This window comes from Nocardia sp. FBN12 (assembly GCF_054031145.1).
The window spans coordinates 648,291-661,558 of the sequence record NZ_CM132926.1 but is presented as its reverse complement, the minus strand read 5'-3'; the positions used below and the strand labels follow the sequence as shown (position 1 = coordinate 661,558).

13 protein-coding genes are annotated in these 13,268 nt (G+C 67.5%); 3 read left to right on the top strand and 10 right to left on the bottom strand.

Annotation, left to right across the window (positions count from 1 at the left end):
- Nucleotides 1–86 precede the first annotated feature (86 nt).
- Nucleotides 87–611: a DinB family protein gene (locus ACWZHB_RS03440; protein WP_427906482.1), complete on the bottom strand. Its 525-nt coding sequence runs from the start codon at nucleotides 609–611 to the stop codon at nucleotides 87–89.
- Between the two features lie 71 nt (nucleotides 612–682).
- Nucleotides 683–1,747, bottom strand: a complete 1,065-nt coding sequence (locus tag ACWZHB_RS03435; protein ID WP_427909065.1) for a phosphotransferase family protein — start codon at nucleotides 1,745–1,747, stop codon at nucleotides 683–685.
- Between the two features lie 70 nt (nucleotides 1,748–1,817).
- Here ACWZHB_RS03435 and pabB point away from each other — a divergent pair, with 70 nt between their 5' ends.
- Complete coding sequence (pabB, locus tag ACWZHB_RS03430; protein ID WP_427906481.1) at nucleotides 1,818–3,866, top strand: aminodeoxychorismate synthase component I; 2,049 nt, start codon at nucleotides 1,818–1,820, stop codon at nucleotides 3,864–3,866.
- 59 nt (nucleotides 3,867–3,925) lie between these two features.
- Here the strand turns inward: pabB and ACWZHB_RS03425 are convergent, their stop codons facing one another.
- Nucleotides 3,926–4,420: a hypothetical protein gene (locus ACWZHB_RS03425; RefSeq protein WP_427906480.1), complete on the bottom strand. Its 495-nt coding sequence runs from the start codon at nucleotides 4,418–4,420 to the stop codon at nucleotides 3,926–3,928.
- A gap of 650 nt (nucleotides 4,421–5,070) precedes the next feature.
- Between ACWZHB_RS03425 and ACWZHB_RS03420 the strand changes: the two genes are divergently transcribed.
- Entirely contained in the window at nucleotides 5,071–6,864 is a 1,794-nt protein-coding gene (locus ACWZHB_RS03420) for a TerD family protein (protein WP_427906479.1), read from the top strand.
- Here the strand turns inward: ACWZHB_RS03420 and ACWZHB_RS03415 are convergent.
- Entirely contained in the window at nucleotides 6,861–7,151 is a 291-nt protein-coding gene (locus ACWZHB_RS03415) for a hypothetical protein (protein WP_378921229.1), read from the bottom strand. The genes ACWZHB_RS03420 and ACWZHB_RS03415 overlap by 4 nt on opposite strands.
- Nucleotides 7,152–7,357: 206 nt before the next feature.
- Between ACWZHB_RS03415 and ACWZHB_RS03410 the strand changes: the two genes are divergently transcribed.
- Nucleotides 7,358–7,630 (top strand): hypothetical protein, encoded by a 273-nt coding sequence (locus ACWZHB_RS03410; protein WP_378952254.1) that lies wholly within the window; start codon nucleotides 7,358–7,360, stop codon nucleotides 7,628–7,630.
- A gap of 170 nt (nucleotides 7,631–7,800) precedes the next feature.
- On the opposite strand, the gene ACWZHB_RS03405 is transcribed toward ACWZHB_RS03410, so the two are convergent.
- From ACWZHB_RS03405 to ACWZHB_RS03380, 6 genes are all read right to left on the bottom strand, one after another.
- Nucleotides 7,801–8,289, bottom strand: coding sequence for an FBP domain-containing protein (locus ACWZHB_RS03405; RefSeq protein WP_427906478.1), 489 nt, complete (start codon nucleotides 8,287–8,289; stop codon nucleotides 7,801–7,803).
- A 97-nt stretch (nucleotides 8,290–8,386) separates the two neighbouring features.
- Nucleotides 8,387–9,613 (bottom strand): vWA domain-containing protein, encoded by a 1,227-nt coding sequence (locus tag ACWZHB_RS03400; protein WP_427906477.1) that lies wholly within the window; start codon nucleotides 9,611–9,613, stop codon nucleotides 8,387–8,389.
- A gap of 51 nt (nucleotides 9,614–9,664) precedes the next feature.
- Entirely contained in the window at nucleotides 9,665–10,285 is a 621-nt protein-coding gene (locus ACWZHB_RS03395; protein ID WP_427906476.1) for a response regulator, read from the bottom strand.
- Nucleotides 10,282–11,424 (bottom strand): sensor histidine kinase, encoded by a 1,143-nt coding sequence (locus ACWZHB_RS03390; RefSeq protein ID WP_427906475.1) that lies wholly within the window; start codon nucleotides 11,422–11,424, stop codon nucleotides 10,282–10,284. The genes ACWZHB_RS03395 and ACWZHB_RS03390 overlap by 4 nt, the downstream gene beginning before the upstream one ends.
- Nucleotides 11,424–12,236, bottom strand: a complete 813-nt coding sequence (locus ACWZHB_RS03385) for an ABC transporter permease (RefSeq protein WP_427906474.1) — start codon at nucleotides 12,234–12,236, stop codon at nucleotides 11,424–11,426. The genes ACWZHB_RS03390 and ACWZHB_RS03385 overlap by 1 nt, the downstream gene beginning before the upstream one ends.
- The gene (locus ACWZHB_RS03380; RefSeq protein ID WP_427906473.1) at nucleotides 12,233–13,159 is read right to left on the bottom strand and encodes an ABC transporter ATP-binding protein; all 927 of its coding nucleotides are present in this window, start codon (nucleotides 13,157–13,159) and stop codon (nucleotides 12,233–12,235) included. The genes ACWZHB_RS03385 and ACWZHB_RS03380 overlap by 4 nt, the downstream gene beginning before the upstream one ends.
- Nucleotides 13,160–13,268 lie beyond the last annotated feature (109 nt).

The following is a 13,268-nucleotide window of genomic DNA, read 5'->3' as shown; positions in this document are numbered from 1 at the left end:
AAGCTCGTGCCTCGTTGTGACTGCACTCACCCTAACGACAAATCACCGATTTCTGAAACACGTTCTAGAAATTTCTCGAGAAATTTCTATCCGCGCACGTCGTGGACGTGGTGCACGAGGTCGTGCAGGAAGTACCGACCCAGCGAGGTGACGGTGAACAGCGAGCCGTCGCTGCGCGCACCCCGCAGGTCGAGCCGATCCGAGGGCACCGAGGCGAACGCGGCGGCCACCCGATCAGCGGCGACGGTCAGTTCCGAAGCGACGACAGCGAGATCCTGTTCGCCGTAGCGGTCGGCAACCGCGGTCGCGTCCTGGTCCCAGTTCTCGAACCTCGGCGCCTCGACGCCGTCACCGGCCAGCATCAGGGCGAGCCTGGTGTCGAAGATCCGGCACACATCGCGCACGTGCGCGCCGTACTCGAGCACCGACCAGGTCAGCTCGTCCGGACGCACTCGCGCGTCGTCGCGTTCGAGCGCCGAGCCGATCCGGGTGGCGCTGTCGAGGACGCGCTCGGGGACGGCCGAGTACGCGGTGGTCTCAGCGTCGAATCCACACTCGGAACAGGGACGTTCGAGGACCCAGGTCCAGTTCTTGGTGTCGGGGACGATCATGGGAATCAGCCTAGGTTGTCCGCTTATTGCGCTCCATCAATATCACGCCAAATTTCGGCGAGATCCGGGCATCATTCGGCGAGCTGGTTCGCTTGCTCGAACAGTTCCAGCGTCACCGCGTGCAGGAAGTCGCCAACCGGTTTCGGTGCCTTGCCCGCGAACGCCCGCGCGTAGGTGCCCTCGAGCACGATGCCCAGCTTGAAGCAGGCGAGCACGGTGTACCAGGTGACCGCGCTGAGGTCGCGGTCGGAGAACTTGCCGTAGTGCTCGATCATCTCCGCCTCGGTCGGCAGACCGCCGACGGTGCCGAGCGTGCCCATCAGGCCCGCGCCGACGGTGCCGGGTTCGGGTCGGGTCGCCAGCTGCCAGCCCAGGTCGAGCAGCGGATCGCCGATCGTCGACATCTCCCAGTCGACCATCGCCGCCACCTCGGGACCGTCGTAGTCGAACATCATGTTCGCCAGGTGACAGTCGCCGTGCATGATGCCGGGCATCCAGTCCGCAGGCCGGTGCCGTTCGAGCCAGTCACCGATCCGCTCGACGCCGGGGATCTGCGGGCCGGGGTAGCCCTCGTTGCCGTTGTAGGAGTCGAGCTCGCGCAGCCAGCGCGGCACCTGCCGTTCGAGGAAACCCGCCGGACGGCCGTAGTCGTCGAGGCCGAGCGCCTGGTAGTCGAGGGAACCGAGCCGGGCGATGGCCTCGACCGCGGACAGACCCATCTGGCGCCGGATCTCGGGATCACCGGCGTGCAGTTCGGGCAGTTCGGTCTGCGGGTTGAAGCCGCGGATGGGCTCCATCAGATAGAACACCGCGCCGATCACCGACTCGTCGTCGCAGGCGGCGATCACCCGGGGCGAGCGCACCTCGGTGTCGGCGATCGCGCCGAGCAGTCGCGATTCCCGGCCGATCACCTCGTTGCTCTTGGCGCGCAGATGCTTGGGGCCGCGCCGCAGCACATACTCGCGCCCGCCCCGGGTGAAGCGCAGCATCACGTTCTGCGTGCCACCACCGAGCGCGGTGACCGCGTCGAATTCCGCCCCGGGCAAGCCCTGTTCGTCCATCCACCGCCCGATTGCCGCGAAATCGGCGATCGCCGGGTCAACATCGACAGGTTGAGAAACAGCCATGCCGCACATTGTGCCCGGAGATCGACGGGGACTGCGCGGGAATGCGCGCGCGGGCGCCCGGCGTAATGTCTCTGCCACGATGCGCACGCTCTTGATCGACAACTACGACTCGTTCACCTACAACCTCTATCAGCTGATCAGCGAGGTCAACGGGAGCGAGCCGACCGTCGTGCGCAACGACGAGGGGCCGGTGGATCTCGCGCACTTCGACAATGTGGTGATCTCGCCCGGCCCCGGCCGCCCGGACCGCGCCCGCGACATGGGAATCTCGACGGCCCTGATCGCGCAGGCCGACCTGCCGCTGCTCGGCGTGTGCCTCGGCCATCAGGGGATCGTGCTCGGCGCGGGCGGGACCGTGGAGCGCGCACCGCAGGCCAGGCACGGTTTTCTCGATCAGGTGACCCATGACGATCGGGATCTGTTCACGGGTCTGCCGCAGGGTTTCACCGTCGTGCGGTATCACTCGCTCGCGGCGCGCGAGCCGCTGCCCGCGTCGCTCGAGGTGACCGCGTCGACGAGCGACGGGGTGGTGATGGGGGTGCGGCATCGCGAACGGCCGCAATGGGGTGTGCAGTTCCATCCCGAGTCGGTGTCGAGTGAATTCGGTGCGGCGCTGCTGCGTAACTTCGCCGATCTCACCAAGGCGCGCGTGCGGGTTTCCGCACCGGTGCTCGTCCGCGGACCAGCGGTCGTCGCGCCTGCGTCGCATGAACGCTCATTTCGCTTGCGAGACAAGGTGATCGAACGGGCGATCGACACCGAAGCCATCTTCTTGCGCCTCTACGCCTCGGCGCCGACCGCGTTCTGGCTCGACAGCGAACACGTCGAACCCGGTCTCGATCGCTTCTCCTTCCTCGGCGACGCGAGCGGGCCACATGCCGAAATCGTCGGCTACCGGGTGGGCGACGGCTCTGTCACCGTGACGGACGCCGAGGGCACCCGCGCGGTCGCGGGTACCGTCCTGGACTACCTCGACCGCGAACTCCGGGCCAGGCACTGCGAAATCCCGCCGCTGCCTTTCGATTTCGCGGGAGGTTATGTCGGCTATCTCGGCTACGAGGTGAAGGCCGACTGTGGTGCGCGCGATGCCCACCGCTCCCCCACACCCGATGCCCAGTGGATTTTCGCCGACCGGCTGATCGTGGTCGACCATGAAGCAGGGCGCACCTACCTGCTCGCCCTCACCGAGGGCGAACTCGACGCCGAGCAGTGGCTGCGCGAGACCGCGGACGCCCTCGACGATCTGCCGACCTGGGTCAATCCCGCCGACCTGCCCGTGCCCGCCGATCCCGACGCCGTGCAGGCACACCTGGTGCGTGGGCGCGACCGCTATCTGGCCGATATCGCGGTATGTCAGGACCGGCTGCACGCGGGCGAGTCCTACGAGATCTGTCTGACCGATGCGGTCGCCGTCGCTGCCGCGCCCGACGACGGGCTCGCCTTCTACCGTCGGCTGCGCCGCTGCAACCCGGCACCGTATGCCGCCTACCTGCGCTTCGACGGCCTCGATGTGGCTTGTTCCTCGCCGGAGCGGTTTCTCAAGGTCGATCGGGACCGGGTGGTCGAGAGCAAGCCGATCAAAGGCACCGCCCCGCGCGGAGCGACCGCAGACGAGGACGAGATCCTGCGTCGCGCACTTGCCGACGACCCGAAGACCCGCGCCGAGAACTTGATGATCGTCGACCTGCTGCGCAACGACCTCGGCCGCGTCTGCGAGGTCGGCTCGGTCCACGTGCCGAAGCTGATGGACACCGAAACCTATTCCACCCTGCACCAGTTGGTGTCCACCGTGCGCGGGACCCTACTGCGCGACGCCGGCGTGATCGACTGTCTGCGCGCCTGCTTCCCCGGCGGTTCGATGACCGGGGCGCCGAAGCTGCGGACCATGGAGATCCTCGACGAACTGGAAACCCAAGCGCGCGGCATCTACTCGGGCACCATCGGCTTTCTCGGCCTGAGTGGCACCGCCGACCTCAATATCGTGATCCGCACGGCGGTCCGCTACGACGACGAGTGGCGGATCGGCGCGGGCGGCGCGATCGTCCTCGATTCCGATCCCGAGGACGAGTACGCGGAGATGGTGCTCAAGGCCGCGGCGACGTTCCGGGCGTTGACTCCCGATCCGTGAGTTCGACACGCATCAATACCGGTACGGCCACACACCGGTTCGGCACGGCGTTCGCGCACTCAGCGTCGGCGGCGGCCGCGCTTGTCCGGTTCCGGCTCCGGCGCGGGTTCTTCGCCCCCACGCCCGGCGATCCGCCCGAGCAACCCGACGCCGGGTAGTTTCGCCACCGCGCCCAACACGTCCTCACCCAGGGAAATCAGGGCCTCGAGCCGCGGCAGCAACCGATCGTAGGTTGCGAACACCGGATCAGCCAGCGCCAACGTCCGATCCAGCCGATCGATAGTGCTGTTGAGCCGATCGACCGCGATCGACAAGTTCTCCACCAGATCCGGCAACTGCGCGGCCAACTGCGCCGAAGCAGGCGGCAACCGCACTGCCGTATCGAAGGCGTACCCCGCAGTCTGCTGAGCAGCATCGATAGCCTGCCCCGCCGCAGCCTGCGCAGCCCCCACCGCCGCCTGAGCGGCCGACAACAAGTCAGCCCCCGGCACCTTCCGCGCCTGCGCCGCCGGAGCAGACTCCTCCGCGCGCCCCCGCTTCCTCGGGTTCGTCATAACCCCACTGTGCCGCAAGGACGCCGCCGCCGCAGGGACCACACCCCCAGCCCAGCTCCGTGTCCCACTGAAGCCCCACCACCCGCCCAAAAACAGCACCACCCACACGTCCCGTCCCCGTCCTCCACAACCCACCCAACCAACCACCACACTCCCGCACACCGCGCACACAGCCAGTCCCCGCCTTCCACGCCCCACCCAACCCAAACACACCGTGCACCCCAGCCCGTCCCCGCCTTCCACAACCCACCCAACCCAAACCACGCCGTGCACCCCAGCCCGTCCCCGCCTTCCACAACCCACCCAACCCAGCCACCGCACTCCCGACCCTTAGGGAGGGACGGCCACACAGTGGCCGGTCGCGGCCGGGTCGCCGGTTAGGCGCCGGGGCGTAGGCGACGAAGGAGCAAGCCCCGGTGCCTAACCGGCGGCCCCTCAGGGCCGCGACTCGAGCGCGCCAGCGCTCCAATAAACACAGCGTCAAACCATCTGGGACTACTCAAACCCCGGTCATCCCTGGCCACCAACGCCCACCAACCCCACACACCCCCACCCAGCACTCAAACCCTGTCAGACCCCCATGACATCATGCGAACACCATGGAACTACGCAAGGGTGCACACGCGCCGGTCCCGACATCGCTTCTCGCCGTGGTCGTTTCATGGCGATCCGCGCATACGGTAGACGCGCATGCCCTGCTGGTCACCGAATCAGGCCTAGTCCGCGGCGACCGCGATTTCGTTTTCTTCAACGCCCCGCGCCACGCCTCCCAGGCGGTCACCCTCGACCAGGAACCCGCCCCCGGCACCGCGCGACTGAGCATTTCGCTGCCCCGCACCGAACCCGACGTGGCCCGCATCGTCGTCAGCGCGTCCCTCGACGACGCCACCTTCGACCAACTCCCCGACCTCACCCTGACCGTCCACGCCGCCGACGGCCCGATCGCCCAGTTCACCATCGACGGCATCGAGGACGTCAAGGCGATGATGTTCGGCGAGTTCTACCGCCGCGACGGCCAGTGGCGTTTCCGCGCGATCGGCCAGGGCTGGTCCGGCGGGTTGGCCGGTCTGGCCGGTGAATTCGGAGTCACGGTGGACGAGCCCGCCGGGCACCCCGGCGCCGGCCACAGGTCGACAGTGCCCGCGCGAGCGTTCCAGGCCGACGACGCACATCCCGGCGATCGATACGCGAGCGTGCCCTCCCGACACGACGCGGCGACCACCACCGACCCGACGGGCAGCGATCCAGCCGATGCCCACCGCGACCGACGGAGCTGGACCGCGACCCCTGAGCCGCCGGCGCGACACCACACCGGACCGACCTCGACGCGCCCACCGGCCCTGTCCCGCCGCGTCATCGACGTCCCACCGCCACCACCGCAGGACCCGGAGCTCGCCGACTGGCACCCCGACCCGGAGAACCCCGATCAGCTGCGCTGGTGGGACGGCGACGAGTGGACCGCCAGCGTCCACCCCCACCTCCACGATCACCGAACCCGCTGCACTCGCTGCGGTAACCCCTTGCGGCGCAAGCTGTTCGGTGGACACGGCCCGTGCAAGAACTGTGCCGACGAAGTCGAGGAATTCCTCACCCACTGGCGCAACAGAGCCAGGCGCGCCCTCGCGGGCCCTGGCACGATGTCGCGGGAATGGATCGAGGTGTGGGCCGCGCTGCGCTTCCAGCGCATCGAGGAGGAACGCGGCCGGACACTGCTGCGCGAGGCCGGCCTGACCCAGGTCGAGCGAATGGTCGCCTTCGCCTTCGCCGACGGTGAGGTGTTCGCCGAGGAGCTGGAAGCCTTCGAACATGTCGTCAGCGAACTGGCGCTGTCCGGTGGCGTCGTCGACGATCTGCGCCGCCGAATGCACCGCGGCCGCACCCTGTCCCGCTTGCGCGCCGGCGAGCTGCCCACCATCAACACCCCGGGCCTGCACCTCGACCCCGACGAGCGCGTCCACCTCGACCTGCCCGCCGTCCACATCCGGATGCTCGCCCGCGGCCCACGCAACACCGAGGGCCGCCTGATCGGCAGCTCCAAGAAACTGCGCTTCGTCGGCGACGGCACCGGCATCGAACTGCCGTGGAACCGGGTGGTGTCGGTTCATCCCGAGCACGGCACCGTCGTGCTCGCCGCGACCTCCGCACGCGGCGGCGCGACCTTCGGCGTCGCCGACCCCGACTATGTGGCGGCGGCGCTGGAAGGTGCGCTGCGCGTGTCGAAACGCCTGGTCCTGACACCGGGACAGCTCGACAGCCGAAGCATCCCCCAGGACGTGAAAGCCCAGGTGTGGCAACGCGACGGTGGCGCGTGCGTCGAATGCGGCGACGGCCACTACCTGGAATTCGACCACATCATCCCGCTCAGCCGCGGTGGTGCGACGAGCGCGACGAACCTGCAGATCCTGTGCCGGGCCTGCAATCGCGCCAAGGGCGCGCGGATCTAACCGAGAATCGCGTTCATGATGGTGCCGCCACTGGTGGCGACCACCCCGCCGATCATCGCACCCGCGATCATCTTCGGCGACTCCATCGCGCTGCCGTTCCACTTCTCCCAGGCGAACTTTCCACCGGCGACCGTGATCGCGAGCACACCCGACAGGATCATGAACCAGGTCAAGTACTGGACCATTTTCATGATCTTGTCCGACAGCGGAGGCGCTTCCGGCGTAGGGTTGCCGATCTGCGCATACGTGGTGATGGTGTCGGCCATCGACGTCAGAATGATGCTCATAGCCTGCTCCCCTATCGCGTGACGCGAACTGCGTTCCAGCCCTGCCGTATTCGATCGTGGTCCAGGATACGGGCGCGAACCCCCTGCACACCAACAAAACCGATCGGTTCGGTCCAGATGGCCACCGACATGGTGGCAGATGACCGGATACCATCAGTGCAGAGTTGATCGTCGTTCCGTTCCTCCGAGCTACCGAGTGAGACCCCATGTTTCTGGCCGCCGTCACCGATACCTTGGCGCAGATCGGCAATCCGACCCCCGAAGCACCACCGCTCGCGGACAAGATCATGCAGATGGTCAGCTACCTGACCTGGTTCATCCTGTTGTCCGGCATCGTCGCCATCACTGTCGCGGGCGGAAAGTTCGCCTGGGAGAAATGGACCGGCGGCGCCATGCAATCGCCGAAGATGGTCGCCGGCGCGATGATCGGCGGCGTCGTCGCCACCAGCGCGGGCACGATCATGAACGCGATGCTCTGAGGTTTCCTGCTCCACTCGGGACGGTCCGGGATCATCAACCCGGGCAGACTCGACCAGCCAGGAAAGCATCGACCCGAGTTCTGTTGAGGTTCAACAGAACTCGGGCCTAATGGGTTGGTGAGTGTCGGCGCACAGCATCTACCTCCTCATCGATCAGCGGGGCGGGCCGGCTAGGTGTAGAGCCGGTCCACGAAGGCGTTCAGGTTTTCCACCACCCGCTGCGCCTTCTCCTCCGGTGTCAGATCCTCGCGATACCGGCTGCCCATCGACGGCCGCTTCTTGTTGCGCGCATACAGCGAACAGGCCAGATCGGTGCACATGTAACTGCCGACCGTGTTGCCCTTGCGCCCCGACTCGCCCGTCTTGCTCGCGGTCATCAGCGAAACGCCGCCACCGGAATGCGTGGTGAGACAGATCGTGCACATCTGCGTCTTACCCGACCCGCCGGTCTCGTGCCGCAACGCGACACTGACCAGCCCGTCCGCCCGCGGCACCGAGATGTAGCAGCGCCCCGCGTACGACGGGTCGGTCCAGCCGAGGAAGTCGAGATCCTCCCAGGGCCGCTCCCCCAGGTCACGCGGCACATTCAACCGCTTCGCGTCACCTTTCGAACAGTTGACGAACGACGACCTGATGTCGCGTTCGGTAATGGGTTCCATGAGCTCGTCCTTTCAGTTTGCCGAACAGCAAACGGTAGACACGCTAACGATCCCCCTGGTCAGTGACAACCCGATTTCGGACCGCCCGGTCCATGGCTCAGGAGTTGACGATCCCCGCGGCGCGGGCGGCGCGCAACCAGTCCGGGAATTCGCCGAGCAGGCGGCGATAGAGTTCGGCGTCGTCGACCTGGTCGATGTCGTCGAGGGCGAAGAAGCCCGCGTTGTCGATGACGCGGTCGTCGAGCTCGTCGAGGGTGCGCAGGACGCCGAAGTTCGCTGTGCCGAGGCCGATGAACTGCCAGAAGGCGGGGAGGTGGGCGGCCTCGCGCATCAGGGTGGCGATCTCGCGCTTTTTCGCGAAGCCGCCGTCGGTGAAGAACAGCACCAGGGTGGGTTCGGTCAGGGTGTCGATGATCGCGCGCATGATCGGCAGTTCGTCGTTGCGGCCGCCGATGGCGTTGTAATCGATGCCCTGGTGGGTGCCCTTGAGGTGGAGGTAGGTCCGCGCCCACTGTTCTCCGCCCGCGACCGTGATGTCGGGCAGTTTCGCGTAGGTGAGTGCGTAGAGGTAGGCCTCGAGCGTCCCGTCGTCATCGAGCTGGGTGGCGACCGGGATCATCCGTTCGACCACCCGGTGCACGGTGCCTGCGCGATACATCTTCTCCATGCTGCCGGTCTTGTCGATCACCAGCACCACCCGCGCTCTGGCACCGAAGGCATTCTTGTCGATCAGCACCTTCGCGACTTCGCGTTTGCGCATGTCCAGTTGCTGCCGCTTCTCGAACGACAGCGCCGCCTCGCCCGGAACCGTCCGAACTTCGGCGACCACTTCCGGCTCGTCGTCGACGCTCACCCCGTGGTCGGTGACCAAGTCGGCGAACCCGCCCGCGTATCCCTGCCCGACCGCACGGACCTTCCACGCTTCGCCCCGGCGATAGAGCTCGAGCGCGATCACGACCGACTCGCTGTCGAGCCCGTCGATCGCGTACTCGTGCAACACATTTCCCGCGCGGTCGGCGACCGAAGCCAGCGGAGCCGCGGCGGTGCCGAACGTCTGCCCCTGCGCCGCAACGGTGATCACCGCGCGAATCTGCGCGATCTCGCCCGGCACGGCGCCCAGCGAAACCTCGAGGCCCGCACCGGTCAACCGAACACCCGGCGCCTGCGGCTGATTGAAGAAGACGAAGTCCGCGTCCGAGCGAACCTTGCCCGTTTCGGTCACCAACAGCGCCGAGAGATCGGCCGCGACCCCGCCCCGTACCGACAGCACCACCTCGTCCGAAACCAAGCCCGCGTTCTGCCCTTTGACCAGCGCAGCAGCCATCGATATCCCTCTCATCGCACCGTAATGCCCCACACCCTAGGCGAAATCGGGCTAGATCCACCCCTTCTCACGGGCTTTGAGTGCGGCTTCGTAGCGGTTGGACACGCCGAGCTTGGTCATCGCCGAGGACAGGTAGTTGCGGGTGGTGCCCGGGGAGAGGTGGGCGCGTTTGGCGATGTCCTCCACGGAGGCGCCGTCGGCGGCGAATTCGAGGACGTCGGCCTCCCGGGCGGTGAGCACGGTGTCCCCCGCGCTGATGGCTTCGGCCGCGAGTTCGGGATCGACGTAGCGACCACCGTTGTGCACCGACCGGATCACCTCGGCCAGCGTCGCCGCCGAGGTCGTCTTGGGCAGGAAACCGCGCACACCCGCGGCGAGAGCGCGCTTGAGATAGCCGGGTCTGCCATGGCTGGTGACGATCAAAGTGCCTGCGCCGGGCGTGATTCGGAGCAGCTCGACAGCGGTGTCGATGCCGTCGATGCCCGGCATCTGCAGATCGATGACGGCGACCGCGGCCGGCTCACCGTCCGCGGCCCGACGGCGCCACGCGGCGACGAGTTCCGCACCGGAGCCGACGTGGGCGACGACCTCGAGATCGGGCTCCAGGCCGAGCATCGTCGCCATGGCGGCGCGGATGAGGGTTTCGTCATCGGCGAGGAATACCGGAATCACTGATTCTCCCAATGGATTTCGAGGGTGAACTCGTCGCCGGAGGTGACGATGTCGAGGGTCGCGCCGACGGCGGCGAGTCGTTCACCGAGGCCGCGCAGCCCCGATCGTTCACCGATCGCGCCCTGCGGACGGTCGTTGCGCAGCGACATACCCGACCCGCCGAGTGCGAGGGTCGCCGTCGTCGCTGCCGAGTGTTCGACGATATTGGTCGTACCTTCCCGGACCACCCAGGCCGCGACTTCATGGAATGGCGCTGGCACCTTGGCCGCGTCTCCCTCGACCACCAGTACGCATCCCGCCGCCGACAGCAGCGACCGCGCCCCGGCCACTTCCCCGCGCAGGTCGATATTGCGGTAACCGCGCACCAGGGTCCGCATCTGTCCCATCGATTCGACCGCGAGCGTTCTGACCGCCTCCATCTCCGCCACCGCGCGATCGGCATCGCCCGCGCGCGACAGTGCCACCGCCAGTTCACTTTTCACCGCGATAGCCGAGAACCCGCGTCCGACGACGTCGTGGAGGTCGCGCGAGAAACGCAGTCGTTCCTCGGCGACCTGCAGTTGCGCCTCGACACCTTTGGTTCGCTCCAGCTCATCGATGATTCCCAGCCCCCACACCGTGAGCCGCGTCAACACGATCGCGAATATCCCGATGAGAAGAAGTACCGCCGCCCCCTGCAGACCCATGCCGAGCGGCCTGCCGAAGACCACCAGCGGGGTGGCCACGCTCAGGCCGATCAGAATCCACCACTTGTGGCGAGTGAACGGGATGACGGAGAAGATCGCCATGACCACCGTGGACACACCCACCGTGCGCGCGCTGAGGACAGTCGGTTCGCCGCTCGCCAACCGGGCGACGACCCCACTGATCGCCCACAGCGCGACCAGCACCGCGAGGGCGGCCGGCAACATCCGTGGCCGCGTCACCACACCGGGGACGGTGGCGAAATCGGGTTGCGCCTCCAGTGCGACCGCGGCCGCGATACCACCGGCAACGATCCCGAGCACCGAGACCACCGACTCGGCGCTGATCGCCAGCACGACGACCAGCACGGCGATCACCGCCTGGAACGAGAGCCGGGTGTAGAGCCGGAACTTGGCGGCCCCCGACAACTCGTGCCACCAGGCGGTCGCGCGCATCACCCGCGGTCGTCCCAGCGGAAGCTCTTGCGGGTCAGCACGAGCGCCAGCACGGTCCATAGCGCCAGTGTCGCAAACGGTCGGCCTGCTTGGGTGACGGTGTCGGCGAAGCTGAGCGCGGCGTCGGATTCGGCGGTCGCCGACAGCTTGCCCATCGTGCCGAGCGAGATGAGGTCGGAGACCGCGGCGAAGGGGGTCCACTCCGCGACCTGCGCCAGTCGATCGGGCAGGAAGCCGCGGATGGAGGCCATGCCGAGCATCGCGATGACCATCACCGGCAGCGAGGTGATCTGCGCGGCCTCGGCGTTCTTGGTGTAGGCGCTGGTCGCCAGGGCGAGCAGGGTGAACAGGACTGTCCCGCCGACCAGGGCGAGCACGATCGCCAGTGGGTTGACCGGCGCGGGTGCGCCGCTGCCGTAGACCACCACGGCCACGACGGCGGTGCACGCGACGGTCATGACGGCGCCGGGTATGGCCGGAGCGAGCTGGATCTGCCAGTCGGCGGCCTCACCGATGCGCAGCCGTTTCAGCACGCCCTCGCTGCGGCGCGTCGTCACCATCGACAGCACCGAGTAGTACTGCACGAACAGCAGGGCGAGGACCGCGAGCAATTCGAAGGTCACCGCCGCCATCGCGGTTGTCGGCTCGGTGTCCTTGCCGGCAATGAAGAAGGTGGCCAACGGAAGCCCGATCGGGAACACCGTTGCCATGTAGACGAGAGTCTTGTTGCGCCGGAACTGCAACCATTCCGCCTTGGCGAGCGCGGTGAGCGGTCGACGGCGAGATCCGCCGGCGGGCAGGGTGGTGGTCATCGTGCTCCGATCAAGGTGGGAGTGGTCGCTTCGGCGATGTCGAGGAAGACCGATTCCAGCGAGGCGGCGCGCGCCTCGAGCCCGGTCAGCTGCACCCCAGCTTCGCGGGCCCAGCCGAGCAGTTCGAACAGGTGGCCCGGTAAGTCGTTGGTGCTGACGGTGACTCGCGCGTGTGCCTCGACCCTGGCACCACGCAACTGCGGCACGGGCAGGCCGGGATGGTCGAAGGCGATGCGGGCCGGATGATCGTCGACGATGTCGCGCAGGGTGCCTCTGCGGGCGATCGCGCCCTTGTGCATGATCGCGATCTGGTCGGCGAGCGCTTCGGCCTCGTCCAGGTAGTGCGTGGTGAGGACCATCGTCACCCCGGATGCTTTGAGGTCGGCGAGCAATTGCCATGTCCCGCGCCGGCTTTCCGGGTCGAGGCCGGTGGTCGGCTCGTCCAGGAACAGCAATCGGGGCTGTCCGAGCAGGGCACACGCCATGTCGACGCGGCGCTTTTCGCCACCCGAGAGCGAACCGACCCGGACGCCCGCGCGATCGGTCAGGCCGACCTGCGCCAAGACGGCGGCCGCGGTGGTCGGATCGGTGCAGGTTCCGCGCCACATCTCCAGCGTCTCGGCGACGGTCAGCTCGGCGGGCAGCCCGCCGGACTGCAACATGATGCCGACCCGCGGGCGGACCTGGTCGCGGTCCCGCAGCGGGTCGAGACCGAAGACTTCGATCTCGCCTGCCGACGGGGCGACCAGCCCTTCCAGCATGTCGAGCGTCGAGGTCTTGCCCGCACCGTTGGTTCCGAGCAGGGCGAACACCTCGCCCTCGTGCACCTCGAGGTCCACGCCTTTGACGGCTTCGAACGCGTCCTCGCCGCGACCGTATGTTCGCCGCAGCCCGCGTGCGGTGATCACGTCTGTGTTTCTCATGCCTTCTACGGTGGTCGACGCGGGGCGTCACCAGTAGTAAGCGCAGTCACCGATCGCCGATGGGATTCGCACGGTTGCGCCATGACAAAAGTCATCGGCCACTGTTGAC

Bases quoted from the DNA above. Each gene is read 5' to 3' on its own strand.
- ACWZHB_RS03390 (WP_427906475.1), bottom strand. From the start codon at position 11,424: ATGCGCGCGACCGCCTGGTGGCACGAGTTGTCGGGGGCCGCCAAGTTC.
- ACWZHB_RS03410 (WP_378952254.1), top strand. From the start codon at position 7,358: ATGTTTCTGGCCGCCGTCACCGATACCTTGGCGCAGATCGGCAATCCG.
- pabB (WP_427906481.1), top strand. From the start codon at position 1,818: ATGCGCACGCTCTTGATCGACAACTACGACTCGTTCACCTACAACCTC.
- ACWZHB_RS03425 (WP_427906480.1), bottom strand. From the start codon at position 4,420: ATGACGAACCCGAGGAAGCGGGGGCGCGCGGAGGAGTCTGCTCCGGCG.
- ACWZHB_RS03380 (WP_427906473.1), bottom strand. From the start codon at position 13,159: ATGAGAAACACAGACGTGATCACCGCACGCGGGCTGCGGCGAACATAC.
- ACWZHB_RS03415 (WP_378921229.1), bottom strand. From the start codon at position 7,151: ATGAGCATCATTCTGACGTCGATGGCCGACACCATCACCACGTATGCG.
- ACWZHB_RS03400 (WP_427906477.1), bottom strand. From the start codon at position 9,613: ATGGCTGCTGCGCTGGTCAAAGGGCAGAACGCGGGCTTGGTTTCGGAC.
- ACWZHB_RS03385 (WP_427906474.1), bottom strand. From the start codon at position 12,236: ATGACCACCACCCTGCCCGCCGGCGGATCTCGCCGTCGACCGCTCACC.
- ACWZHB_RS03440 (WP_427906482.1), bottom strand. From the start codon at position 611: ATGATCGTCCCCGACACCAAGAACTGGACCTGGGTCCTCGAACGTCCC.
- ACWZHB_RS03405 (WP_427906478.1), bottom strand. From the start codon at position 8,289: ATGGAACCCATTACCGAACGCGACATCAGGTCGTCGTTCGTCAACTGT.
- ACWZHB_RS03435 (WP_427909065.1), bottom strand. From the start codon at position 1,747: ATGTGCGGCATGGCTGTTTCTCAACCTGTCGATGTTGACCCGGCGATC.